Annotated in this window: 10 protein-coding genes and 2 rRNA genes (1 of these 12 cut by a window edge); 10 read left to right on the top strand and 2 right to left on the bottom strand. The window is 67.7% G+C overall.

Annotated elements, in window-relative coordinates; genetic code table 11:
• The 10 genes from OG607_RS19005 to OG607_RS18960 form a co-directional block, all read left to right on the top strand.
• Nucleotides 1–1,280 (top strand): 23S ribosomal RNA (locus OG607_RS19005); it begins 1,844 nt to the left of the window's first position.
• Nucleotides 1,281–1,352: 72 nt separating this feature from the next.
• A 5S ribosomal RNA gene (gene rrf / locus OG607_RS19000) occupies nt 1,353–1,469 on the top strand.
• A gap of 76 nt (nt 1,470–1,545) precedes the next feature.
• A complete protein-coding gene (locus OG607_RS18995) occupies nt 1,546–2,193 on the top strand; it encodes an HAD family hydrolase (protein WP_405724492.1) in 648 nt (215 codons plus the stop codon).
• 61 nt (nt 2,194–2,254) lie between these two features.
• Nucleotides 2,255–3,466 carry an MFS transporter gene (locus OG607_RS18990; RefSeq protein WP_405724490.1) on the top strand — a complete coding sequence of 404 codons (1,212 nt, stop codon included), beginning with the start codon at nt 2,255–2,257 and terminating at the stop codon, nt 3,464–3,466.
• Nucleotides 3,435–4,613 (top strand): acetoin utilization protein AcuC, encoded by a 1,179-nt coding sequence (locus OG607_RS18985; RefSeq protein ID WP_405724488.1) that lies wholly within the window; start codon nt 3,435–3,437, stop codon nt 4,611–4,613. The genes OG607_RS18990 and OG607_RS18985 overlap by 32 nt, the downstream gene beginning before the upstream one ends.
• An 84-nt stretch (nt 4,614–4,697) precedes the next feature.
• Entirely contained in the window at nt 4,698–5,513 is an 816-nt protein-coding gene (locus OG607_RS18980) for a phosphatase (RefSeq protein ID WP_405724486.1), read from the top strand.
• A gap of 128 nt (nt 5,514–5,641) precedes the next feature.
• Entirely contained in the window at nt 5,642–5,854 is a 213-nt protein-coding gene (locus tag OG607_RS18975) for a helix-turn-helix domain-containing protein (RefSeq protein WP_018558718.1), read from the top strand.
• 117 nt (nt 5,855–5,971) lie between these two features.
• Complete coding sequence (locus OG607_RS18970) at nt 5,972–6,070, top strand: 30S ribosomal protein bS22 (protein WP_003948845.1); 99 nt, start codon at nt 5,972–5,974, stop codon at nt 6,068–6,070.
• A 195-nt stretch (nt 6,071–6,265) separates the two neighbouring features.
• Nucleotides 6,266–7,309 carry an NAD-dependent epimerase/dehydratase family protein gene (locus OG607_RS18965; RefSeq protein WP_405736892.1) on the top strand — a complete coding sequence of 348 codons (1,044 nt, stop codon included), beginning with the start codon at nt 6,266–6,268 and terminating at the stop codon, nt 7,307–7,309.
• Nucleotides 7,310–7,335: 26 nt separating this feature from the next.
• Entirely contained in the window at nt 7,336–8,505 is a 1,170-nt protein-coding gene (locus tag OG607_RS18960; protein WP_405724483.1) for a 1-acyl-sn-glycerol-3-phosphate acyltransferase, read from the top strand.
• A 256-nt stretch (nt 8,506–8,761) separates the two neighbouring features.
• Here OG607_RS18960 and OG607_RS18955 read toward each other — a convergent pair whose 3' ends face one another.
• Both OG607_RS18955 and OG607_RS18950 read right to left on the bottom strand, forming a co-directional pair.
• Nucleotides 8,762–9,943 (bottom strand): DUF5667 domain-containing protein, encoded by a 1,182-nt coding sequence (locus OG607_RS18955; RefSeq protein ID WP_405724481.1) that lies wholly within the window; start codon nt 9,941–9,943, stop codon nt 8,762–8,764.
• Between the two features lie 214 nt (nt 9,944–10,157).
• Entirely contained in the window at nt 10,158–10,958 is an 801-nt protein-coding gene (locus OG607_RS18950) for an ECF subfamily RNA polymerase sigma factor, BldN family (RefSeq protein WP_405724479.1), read from the bottom strand.
• Nucleotides 10,959–11,057: the final 99 nt, after the last annotated feature.

Genomic DNA, 11,057 nt, shown 5'->3' with positions numbered 1-11,057 from the left:
TAGAGAATACCGAGGCGTTCGGGTGAACTATGGTTAAGGAACTCGGCAAAATGCCCCCGTAACTTCGGGAGAAGGGGGGCCATCACTGGTGATAGCACTTGCTGCTTGAGCTGGGGGTGGCCGCAGAGACCAGCGAGAAGCGACTGTTTACTAAAAACACAGGTCCGTGCGAAGCCGTAAGGCGATGTATACGGACTGACGCCTGCCCGGTGCTGGAACGTTAAGGGGACCGGTTAGTCATGATTCGTCATGGCGAAGCTGAGAACTTAAGCGCCAGTAAACGGCGGTGGTAACTATAACCATCCTAAGGTAGCGAAATTCCTTGTCGGGTAAGTTCCGACCTGCACGAATGGCGTAACGACTTCTCGACTGTCTCAACCATAGGCCCGGTGAAATTGCACTACGAGTAAAGATGCTCGTTTCGCGCAGCAGGACGGAAAGACCCCGGGACCTTTACTATAGCTTGATATTGGTGTTCGGTTCGGCTTGTGTAGGATAGGTGGGAGACTGTGAAGCTATGGCGCCAGCCGTGGTGGAGTCGTCGTTGAAATACCACTCTGGTCGTGCTGGATGTCTAACCTCGGTCCGTGATCCGGATCAGGGACAGTGTCTGGTGGGTAGTTTAACTGGGGCGGTTGCCTCCTAAAGAGTAACGGAGGCGCCCAAAGGTTCCCTCAGCCTGGTTGGCAATCAGGTGTTGAGTGTAAGTGCACAAGGGAGCTTGACTGTGAGACTGACGGGTCGAGCAGGGACGAAAGTCGGGACTAGTGATCCGGCGGTGGCTTGTGGAAGCGCCGTCGCTCAACGGATAAAAGGTACCCCGGGGATAACAGGCTGATCTTCCCCAAGAGTCCATATCGACGGGATGGTTTGGCACCTCGATGTCGGCTCGTCGCATCCTGGGGCTGGAGTCGGTCCCAAGGGTTGGGCTGTTCGCCCATTAAAGCGGTACGCGAGCTGGGTTTAGAACGTCGTGAGACAGTTCGGTCCCTATCCGCTGTGCGCGTAGGAATATTGAGAAGGGCTGTCCCTAGTACGAGAGGACCGGGACGGACGAACCTCTGGTGTGCCAGTTGTCCTGCCAAGGGCATGGCTGGTTGGCTACGTTCGGGAGGGATAACCGCTGAAAGCATCTAAGCGGGAAGCCTGCTTCGAGATGAGTATTCCCACCCCCTTTGAGGGGTTAAGGCTCCCAGTAGACGACTGGGTTGATAGGCCGGATGTGGAAGCCCTGTAAGGGGTGGAGCTGACCGGTACTAATAGGCCGAGGGCTTGTCCTCAGTTGCTCGCGTCCACTGTGTAGTTCTGAAGTAACGAACTGTGTTGTTCCGGTTCAGTTGTCTTCATAGTGTTTCGGTGGTCATTGCGTTAGGGAAACGCCCGGTTACATTCCGAACCCGGAAGCTAAGCCTTTCAGCGCCGATGGTACTGCAGGGGGGACCCTGTGGGAGAGTAGGACGCCGCCGAACAATTTTTAGCCTCAGTCCCCGAGCCTTGTGCTCGGGGACTGAGGCATTTTTGCGTTCGGGAGCCTAGGGTTGGGCCATGCGCTATGACCTGGTCATCTTCGACAATGACGGCGTCCTCGTGGACAGTGAGCCGATTTCGAACCGGATTCTTGCGGAGTATCTGACGGAGGTCGGTTTTCCGACCACGTACGAGGAATCGATACGGGACTACATGGGGTCGGCGATGCACCGGGTCCATGACCTCGTCGCGGAGCGGACGGGGCGGCGGCTGCCGGCGGACTTCGACGAGACGTTTCATCGGAAGGTGTTCGAGGCGTTCAGGCGGGATCTGCAGCCGGTGCCCGGTGTTGACGCGGTGTTGGAGAAGCTGGAGGCCAACGGGGTCCCGTACTGCGTGGCTTCGTCGGGGAGTCATGAGCGGATCAGGGTGGGGCTGGGGAAGACGGGGTTGTATGAGCGCTTCGGGGAGGAGCGGATCTTCAGCTCGCAGGATGTGGGGCGGGGGAAGCCGGCGCCGGACTTGTTTCTGCATGCGGCGCGGGTGATGGGGGTGGCGCCGGGGCGGTGTGCGGTGGTGGAGGACAGCCCGCTGGGGGTGGAGGCGGCGGTGGCGGCGGGGATGGATGTGTACGGGTTCACGGGGATGACGCCGGCGGAGAAGCTGGCGGGGGCAGGGGAGAGGTTCGGGGAGATGGGGGAGCTGCCGGGGCTGCTGTTGGGCTGATACAAACTGTTGACCGGATCTATCTACCGGTGCGTAGCTTCGGGCCCTACGCTGCTCGCTCATGGACGGCATCGACGGCAGATTGCGGTATGGACGGGCTTCGTTGGCCGTCAGTTTCTTCGCGCAGGGCGCGGTGTTCGCTCTGCTGGTGACCCGAATACCGGCGTTGCAGGACCGCTACGGGGTGAGTGACGCGCTGCTGCCGTTGTTCCTGGCGGCGGTTCCGATCCTGGCCGGGGTCGGGAGTGTCACGGCGGAGCATGTGGTCAAGAAGGTCAGGCCGTCGCTGGTGTTGAGATGGGTGCAGCCGGCGGTGTGCCTGGCGCTGGTGGGCGCGGGCTCGGGCGATGCGATGTGGGAGCTGGCGCTGTCGCTGGCGGCGTTCGGGCTGTGCGTGGGGGCGCTGGACGCGTCGATGAACATGCTCGGGGTGAGCCTGCAGCACGCGTACGGCCGGAGCATCATGCTGGGCTTCCATGCGGCGTTCAGCCTGGGCGGGATTGTGGGGGCGTCGCTGGCGTGGGTGGGGGCGCACTGGCATCTGGGGCTGGCGGTGCTGTACGGGCCGGTGGCGGCGGTGCTGATCCCGTTGGTGATCGTGGCGGGGCGCTGGTATCTGGACTCGCAGGCTGCGGCGTCGGCCGATGCCCCTGAGCAGGCCAAGGCGGCTGTGCCGGTCGCGATGAAGCTGCTGATGCCGTTGTGCATGGTGCTGGCTTTCGCGTACATCGGCGATGCGACGGTGTCGAACTGGAGCGCGAAGTATCTGCAGGACACGCTGCACAGTTCGGACCAGCTCTCGACGGTCCCGTACAACGTCTACATGGTCATGACGCTGCTCGGCCGGTCGGTGGGGGACCTCGGGGTGCGGCGGTTCGGGGCGGTGGCGGTGGTGCGGGCCGGGACGGTGGTGTCGGTGGCCGGATTCGCGGTGGTGGCGGCGGCGCCGGGGGCGTGGGTGGGGATGCTGGGGTTCACGTTGCTGGGGCTGGGGCTGTGCGTGATCGTGCCGCAGACGTTCGCGGCGGCGGGGAGGCTGTTCCCGGGGGCGTCGGACGCGGCCATCGCGCGGCTGAACATCTTCAATTACGTGGGCTTCCTGGTGGGCTCGCCGCTGGTGGGCGCGCTGGGTGACGCGTGGAGCTACCGGGGGGCGATGCTGGTGCCGATGGTGCTGGTGGCGGCGACGCTGCTGTATGCCCGCTCGTTCGATGCCGATCCGGCCAGATACGGTGTCGGCCATGAGCGGCCGCGCACAGCTGATGTGGGATGAGCAGGTAACGGGCTACGACTTCGGTCCCGGTCACCCGATGGATCCGGTGCGGCTCGCACTGACCATCGGGCTGGTCCGGGACTTCGGCCTGGACCGGGCGGCGGGTGTCACGGTCACCGCGGCCCCGGCGGCCGGGGACTCGACGCTGCAGCTGGTGCACCGGCCGGAGTACGTGGCCGCGGTGCGGCGGGCGTCGGCCGATCCGAAGGCGGCCGAGATCGAGTACGGGATCGGCACGGAGGACAATCCGGCGTTCGCGGGGATGCACGAGGCGTCGGCACTCATCGCGGGGCAGTCGGTGGGCGCGGCGGAGGCGGTGTGGCGCGGCGAGGCCGCGCACGCGGTGAACTTCGCGGGCGGCCTGCATCACGCCATGCCCGGGACGGCCTCCGGCTTCTGCGTGTACAACGACGCGGCGGTGGCGATCGCGCGGCTGCTGGAGCTCGGCGCGGAGCGGGTCGTGTACGTGGATGTGGATGTGCATCACGGGGACGGGGTCCAGGCGGTCTTCTGGGACGACCCGCGTGTCCTGACGATCTCGCTCCATGAGCACCCGCGGACCCTGTTCCCGCAGACCGGCTGGCCGGAGGAGAGCGGGGGGCCGGGGGCGGAGGGCTCGGCGGTGAATGTGGCGCTGCCGGCGGGGACGGGTGATGCGGGGTGGCTGCGGGCGTTCCACGCGGTGGTGCCGGAGCTGGTGACGGCGTTCCGGCCGCAGGTGCTGGTGACGCAGCATGGCGCGGACACGCACTTCGAGGACCCCCTGGCGCATCTGGCCGTGAGCCTCGACGCGCAGCGCGCGGTGATGGAGGCGTGTCACGAGCTGGCGCATGCGCATGCGGAGGGGCGCTGGGTTGCGCTGGGCGGGGGCGGCTACGAGGTGGTGGAGGTGGTGCCGCGCTCGTGGACGCACCTGGTGGCGATCGCGGCCGGGGCGCCGGTGCCGCCGGAGGCGGAGACGCCGGAGGAGTGGCGGCAGGAGGTGTACCGGCGGACGATGCGGGTTGCGCCGTTGCGCATGACCGATGGGCGGGATGCCCGTTGGCGGGGGTTCCATGACGCGGGGTACGACCCGGCGGACCGGCTGGACCAGGCGGTGCTCGCCACGCGGCGGGCGGTGTTCCCGGCGCACGGGCTGCTGCCGTAAGGAACACCCGTTAAGGAATACCCGTTAGGGCGTATTTCTCCGGTTTCGCCCCGCGATGGAACCGTTCGGCGAGAACATCACGCCGTGCTGAGTGTCGGCGCGCTGCGCGCGCACCTCCTGGCGGCTCATCTGGCGGGGCCGATCGCTACGTTGCGGGAGAAGAGCCTGCGGAGCTATCGGCTGTTTGCGGCGGGGGATCCGCGGCAGCGGCTGGGGCTGGATCCGGAGCGGGGGTGGACGGTGGGGGACCTGCTGCGGCTGATGGCGGAAAGATGTGGCGTATCGCCGGATCCAGGGCACACTTCGGGGCAAGATGTGATCGACCCGGACCGGACGCTGGCGGCCTTGGACGCGTTTGCGGACCGGATCCGATCGGCGGCGGACCACAGGGAACCCGTACTGCTCGGGACGGGACATCCGCAACGGTTGCATGGGTTCTACGCCGGATTGGCGGGGGCGCTGTCGGCGGCGGGATGTCAGGTCCTCACACCATCGCATGGTCGATGTATCGACATGCCGACGCAATTCGGTCTACGCCAGCACATTCTCTGGTACGTAGGCGGAGTCGCGGTCGTACGTCCCGCGCCCACCACCGCGCCCGGGCGCGAGCCGGGGGTACACACGCACTCCCCTCTCCCGGTTCGGGCCGCGCTCGCGGGGTCGGGCGGGCGTGGCGGGCCGCTGCCGAGCCTCGTGGTGGGGGATCACGGCTGGGTCTGCGGAGCAGGTCAGCTGGGTATTGAAGCCATTGGGCTGGCGGATTCCGACGATCCGGCGGTGTTCGTGGCGCAGGCGGAGGGGCGGGTGTCCGTTGTGGTTCCGCTTGATGACGCTGTGCGGTCCGATTACTACCGACCGCTTACGCGCTATGTACTCAATCGAGCGTGTCTGTCACAGTAGTCAACCGATCGCTACTCCTCTTCCCCACTTGCATCACCCGCACCTAGTCTGGGGAGGAGCGCACGTGCGAGCAGGAGTCACCGGAGGGGAAGCCGGTGCCTGTTATGTGCGGAAGGTTCAGGTGTGTCATGGCTTCTAGCGAGAGGCCTCTCAACGAGGTCGTGTTCCTGACCGTGGCTGAGGTCGCCGCGGTAATGCGAGTGTCCAAGATGACCGTGTACCGACTGGTGCACAGCGGCCATCTGCCGGCGATCCGAGTGGGCCGGTCCTTCCGGGTCCCGGAGCAAGCCGTCCATGACTATCTTCGTGAGTCCTACGTGGGGGTGGGGGAAACTGCCTGACAAACGGCCCTGTCCGGCCCGGTTTAGGCTCGCCGCTCCAAGGCGGGTAGGCTTGGCCGACGTAGGTCGTGTGGGCTCGGACGCCCCGCACCGAGTGAAAACGAAGCGAGGGTAGTCGTGGGCTCTGTCATCAAGAAGCGGCGCAAGCGTATGGCCAAGAAGAAGCACCGCAAGCTGCTGAAGCGGACGCGTGTGCAGCGTCGCAACAAGAAGTAAGCGAGCTACGCGATCGCTTTCCCTGCCCTTCCGTCACCGCATCCCGCGGCGGCGGGAGGGCAGCGGCGTTTCGGGCGTGTCATCGGGCACCACTGCGTGTGTGTTCGTAGGCTCGAACGTCATCATCGCGCAACACTGACCCGATACGGTGACGGTGCGTACACAGCATCCGCACAGGCCAAGGGAGGCATGATCTTGGGCAAGGTGGTGCTCGTGACCGGGGTCGCCCGGCAGCTCAGCGGGCGGATCGTAAGACGCGTCATGCGCGAGCCGGATGTCGACCGGGTGATCGGGGTCGATGCCGTTCCACCGGAGCATCATCTGGGCGGGGCCGAGTTCGTACGGGCCGACATCCGCCATCCGATGATCGGAAAGGTGCTGGCGGAGCACGGCGTCGACACGGTCGTCCACATGGATGTCAGCGGGACCCTGCCGGGCAAGGGCGGGCGGACGGCGGTCAAGGAGACCAACGTCATCGGGACGATGCAGCTGCTCGGCGCCTGCCAGAAGGCGCCGACGGTACGCCGCCTGGTGGTGAAGTCCACGACGAGCGTCTACGGCTCCGCGCCCCGCGACCCGGCGGTCTTCACCGAGACGATGCCGCCCAAGTCACTGCCCAGGGGCGGCTTCGCGAAGGACGCGGTCGAGGTCGAGGGTTACGTACGCGGCTTCGCGCGCCGTCGCCCGGATGTGGCGGTGGCGGTTCTGCGCTTCGCCAACATCCTGGGGCCGCGCACCGATACGCCGCTGTCGGAGTACTTCGCGCTGCCGGTGCTGCCGACGGTCTTCGGCTACGACCCGCGGCTGCAGTTCGTCCACGAGGACGACGTGATCGATGTGCTGCTGCTCGCGGTGCGCGATCCCGAGCGCGGCACGCTCAACAGCGGGACGTTCAATGTGGCGGGGGACGGGGTGCTGCTGCTGTCGCAGACCGCGCGCAGGCTCGGCAAGCCGACGGTGCCGGTGCTGCTGCCGGCCGTCACCTGGGTGGCGCAGACGCTGCGCACGGCGGGGGTCACGGACTTCTCGCCCGAGCAGATCCGGCTGCTGACACACGGGCGGGTGGTGGACACCACGCAAATGCGTGAGACTCTCGGGTTCACACCGAAGTTCACCACCGCCGGGACCTTCAGCGACTACGCCCGCAGCCACGGCTACGGGCTGCTTCCGCCCGAGCGGCTGGCTCACGGCGTCGACCGGCTTGCCGCGCTGGTCCCCGTGGCCAGGGACCAGACGTGAGTGCCCCTACGAGGAGGAGCCGAGCCATGGCGGACGCCAAGGTCATCCCGTTCGATGAGGACACCCGCGCGCGCAGGGGCAGCCCCCGCCCCCGGGGACGGGGGACGACCGTGCCGGGGCCGGGCAGCCGCAAGAAGGGCGAAACGGGTCCCGCCGGCCCCGCGGCCACGCCGCTCACCGCCGTACGGCATGCGCAGGACGCGCAAGGGGATGCGCAGGACGGACCCGACGGGCCGCAGAGCGGCCCGCAGGAGCCGTCTCCGGCGTCCCCGGAGCATCAGGAGGCACCTGGGTCCCCGAGTGCGCCGCCGTCCCTCACAGGCGCCCTCGGCGGCCTCGCCGACCGGCTGCTGGGCGGCCCCTGGGACCGCAAGGTCGCGCACGGCCTCGCCTTCCTGCGGCGCCGCGTCACCGGCGACTACGAGGTCGACGACTTCGGCTACGACGAGGAGCTCACCGACCAGGTCCTGATGTCGCTGCTGCGGCCGCTCTACGACCAGTACTTCCGGGTCGAGGTCAAGGGCATCGAGAACATCCCCGCCGAGGGCGGGGCGCTGGTCGTCTCCAACCACTCCGGCACGCTGCCGATGGACGGCCTGATGATGCAGGTCGCCGTCCACGACCACCACCCGGCCGGGCGCCATCTGCGGCTGCTCGCGGCGGACCTGGTGTTCATGCTGCCGCTCGTCAACGAGCTGGCCAGGAAGGCCGGGCACACGCTCGCCTGCGCGGAGGACGCGCAACTGCTGCTGGAGCGCGGCGAGGTCGTCGGTGTCATGCCGGAGGGCTTCAAGGGGCTCGGCAAGCCGTTCTCGGACCGGTACAAGCTGCAGCGCTTCGGGCGCGGCGGTTTTGTCGCCACGGCCCTGAAGACCGGCGTGCCGATCGTGCCGTGCTCGATCGTCGGTGCGGAGGAGATCTACCCGATGGTCGGCAACGCCAAGACGGTCGCCCGGCTGCTGGGCTTCCCGTACTTCCCGCTGACCCCGACCTTCCCCTGGCTCGGGCCGCTGGGGATGGTGCCTCTGCCGACGAAATGGACGATCCAGTTCGGCGAGCCGATCCCCACGGACCAGTACACGCCGGAGGCGGCGGACGATCCGATGCTGGTCTTCAACCTGACGGACCAGGTGCGGGAGACGATTCAGCACACGCTGTACAAGCTGCTGGTGCAGCGGCGTTCGGTGTTCTTCTAGCCGGGGCTCTCCACCAGCCTTCGGCCGGGAGGCACCCCCACCCCGGACACCGGTTCTTTCGGCGCGCGACATCGACGGACGGAGTCCGGCGCAGCCGCCCCGAAGCCTGCGGAGCAGTGCGAGGGCGGCATTCAGGGAAGGGGCCAAGCTGCTGGTGCAGCGGCGTTCGGTGTTCTTCTAGCGGCCTGAGGCCGGTGGCCGGGTTGTGCCCACCCGTTCCGCCGTGCGGGACGGGTGGGCACAACCCGGCTGAGGCCTAGCTGTCGTCCGAGGTCAGGCCCAGGCCCGGCAGTAGCCCCGGGAGGAGCGGCGGGAGGGTGACCGAGGGCTGGGTGGACTCGGTCGAGGTGGAGGAGCTGGCGCTCGGGGAGGACGTGGAGCTGCCGTCGAGGAGGCCGCCGAGGGCACCGTCGTTGGAGGAGCCCGTGGTGGAGGGGCTGGCCGTGCTGGTGCCGGAGCCGGTGCCGGCGGAGCCGTCAGTGGCTCCGGGGGCGGGCTGGCCGGAGGTGCCGGAACGGGTGCTGCCGGTGTAGCCGTTGTGGCCGTCGCCGGACCCGGTGCGGTTGGCCGGGGGCAGCAGCTTCTGCAGCGGGCCCACTTCCTGCTCTATGGCGTCGAAGACGGAGGTGACCTTGTTGCCGACATCGGTCAGCTTCGACGGGAGACGGTCACGCAGATTGCTCCAGCCCTGGCGGTGGGCGGCGGAGAAGGCGGACAGGGTCTCGATGGGCTGCAGGGAGCCGTCCCGCTTGTACGCCGCGCTGAGCAGCCGGTGGCCCTCGGAGGCCTCCTGCTGCATGCCGGAGAGCGCCTTGCGGATCTCGCCGACCGACTCGTCGTCGAGGTCGCCGCTGCGGCCGCGCTCCATGAGGCGGCGGGCCTCCTGGAGCCGGGTGGAGGCGAGGTCCAGGTAGACCTTGCCGCGGTCGGCGTCGTCGTTGGCGAAGTTGAGCCGCATGTCCTCCATGCCGCGCTTGAGCCCGTACAGCGTGTCGCCCGGCAGGGCGTCCGTGCTGGCGGCGGCGACCCCGCCGAGGGCGCCGCCGAGGACGCCGACGGAGAGCCCGCCGGCGGCGAGCCGGCGGCCCCAGCGGGAGCTGGGCTTGTAGCGGTGGGCACCACTGCGGCTGCTGCCGCCACTGTTACCACTGCTGGTGCGCTGCTCGGGCACGGACAGCGTGCCGTCGGCCAGCGCGGCCTCCATGGCGGCGATCAGCTGCGCGCGCTGCTCGATTTTCTTCGCGGCGTCCAGCGTCGGCTTCGGCACATCCTCCAGGGCGTTCGCCAGAGCCAGGAGCCGGCCCTGCTCAGGGTCGGCATGCCGGTCCGCGGCATGAGCACCGTGCTGCTGCTCGCCGTCGGCCTGCGGAAGGTTCAAGTCCTCCACGGCCTCGGCGAAGGCGTTCGCCCGCCGGTGCGCCGTTGGGTTCGCGATCACGGGCGGCACCTCCTCTCGTCATTCACACTCGACTCCCCGAAGCGCCCGGAAGTTGCGTTCCTTGAGCCTGTCCACCCGATCGAGTGACCGGAAGCGAACAGGGCACGGCAGTGGGGGGTCTGCGTTTGATGCAACGAGTGCCGTACGAGTTGGGTTACGCAGTCATGATGATCGGACCGTGAGCACGGGCGCAAGCGATCTCACCGAGCCCGTCTCACCGGGCGTCTTCGGGCAGCAGTCGGGCAAGAGTTCGGACCGCCCGGTACTGCAGGGTTTTGATCGCGCCTTCGTTCTTCCCCATGATCCGGGCGGTCTCGGCGACCGACAGACCCTGGAGGAAGCGCAGCGTGACGCACTCCCGCTGCTGGGGGTTGAGCTTGCGGACGGCGCTGAGGAGCGACTCGTTGGAGAGCGACTCCAGAACGGAGTCCTCGGGGCTGCGCTCGACCTCGTTGGCGTCGAGCATCTCGCCGGTGACCACTTCGAGTCTGAAGCGGCTGGACTTGAAGTGGTCGGCGACCAGATTGCGGGCGATGGTGACCAGCCAGGCGCCGAAGTCGCGGCCCTGCCAGGTGAAGGTCCCGATCCTGCGCAGGGCGCGCAGGAAGGTCTCGCTGGTGAGGTCCTCGGCGGTGGCCTTGCCGTTAACGCGGTAGTAGATGTAGCGGTACACCGTGTCGGAGTAGTGGTCGTACAGGCGGCCGAAGGCTTCGGTCTCACCCGCCTGGGCGCGTTCGACCAGCTCCATCATGCGGCCGCTGTCGCTGTCGGCTGCGGGGCGGCGGGACGCGGTGTTGGCGCCCTGGACCTGCGTGTTGTGGCGGGTGGCGCGGCGGCCGCCTACGGCGGTGCCGGCCTCGGCCATGGCGTAGACGGGGCCGTGGACGGTACCGGTAGGCAGCGGTGTGGCGAGGGCGGGCATGGCGTACGCGGGGACGACGCGCTGGAGGTGGTCGACCACCATTGCGCGCAGCGTAGCCAGGCCAGAGGCGTCAACCCCGTTGTGTGGGTACACGGGACTCCCAGAGGCAGAACTTCCATCACGTGCAGTTCGGAACCGTTCACTCGTCGTAGCGACGCGTGGGAACCGGCTTGCGTCTGAGGAGAATAACGC

The organism is Streptomyces sp. NBC_01537, assembly GCF_045040445.1.
Lineage (GTDB): Bacteria > Actinomycetota > Actinomycetes > Streptomycetales > Streptomycetaceae > Actinacidiphila.
This window is presented reverse-complemented; position numbering and strand designations above follow the sequence as displayed.

Bases quoted from the DNA above. Each gene is read 5' to 3' on its own strand.
- OG607_RS18995 (WP_405724492.1), top strand. From the start codon at position 1,546: ATGCGCTATGACCTGGTCATCTTCGACAATGACGGCGTCCTCGTGGAC.
- OG607_RS18990 (WP_405724490.1), top strand. From the start codon at position 2,255: ATGGACGGCATCGACGGCAGATTGCGGTATGGACGGGCTTCGTTGGCC.
- OG607_RS18985 (WP_405724488.1), top strand. From the start codon at position 3,435: ATGAGCGGCCGCGCACAGCTGATGTGGGATGAGCAGGTAACGGGCTAC.
- OG607_RS18975 (WP_018558718.1), top strand. From the start codon at position 5,642: ATGGCTTCTAGCGAGAGGCCTCTCAACGAGGTCGTGTTCCTGACCGTG.
- OG607_RS18960 (WP_405724483.1), top strand. From the start codon at position 7,336: ATGGCGGACGCCAAGGTCATCCCGTTCGATGAGGACACCCGCGCGCGC.